At 73.0% G+C, this 396-nt stretch carries 1 pseudogene; it reads left to right on the forward strand.

Annotation, left to right across the window (positions count from 1 at the left end):
• Positions 1–396 (forward strand): annotated as a pseudogene (locus tag KBY19_RS36035) (gamma-glutamyl-phosphate reductase); the annotation flags it as partial.

The following is a 396-nucleotide window of genomic DNA, read 5'->3' on the forward strand; positions in this document are numbered from 1 at the left end:
GCCCATGGGCGTGGTGGGCGTGATCTACGAGGCCCGCCCCAACGTGACCGTGGACATCGCCGGGATCGCCGTGAAGTCCGGCAACGCCGTGCTGCTGCGCGGCGGCTCCGCGGCGTTCGACTCCAACCGGGCCCTCGTGGGTGTCCTGCGGGACGCCCTCGCGGACGCCAAGCTGCCCGTGGACTGCGTCCAGACCGTGGACGACTACGGCCGGGACGGCGCCAACGCCCTGATGGGTGCCCGCGGCAAGGTGGACGTGCTCATCCCGCGCGGCGGGCGCGGCCTGATCCAGTCCGTGGTCACGAACGCCACGGTGCCCGTGATCGAGACCGGGGAGGGCAACGTGCACGTGCTCGTGGACGCCTCCGCTCCCGCGGAGATGGCCACCCGGCTGGT

It is taken from the genome of Streptomyces sp. B15 (assembly GCF_018070605.1).
GTDB lineage: Bacteria > Actinomycetota > Actinomycetes > Streptomycetales > Streptomycetaceae > Streptomyces > Streptomyces smyrnaeus.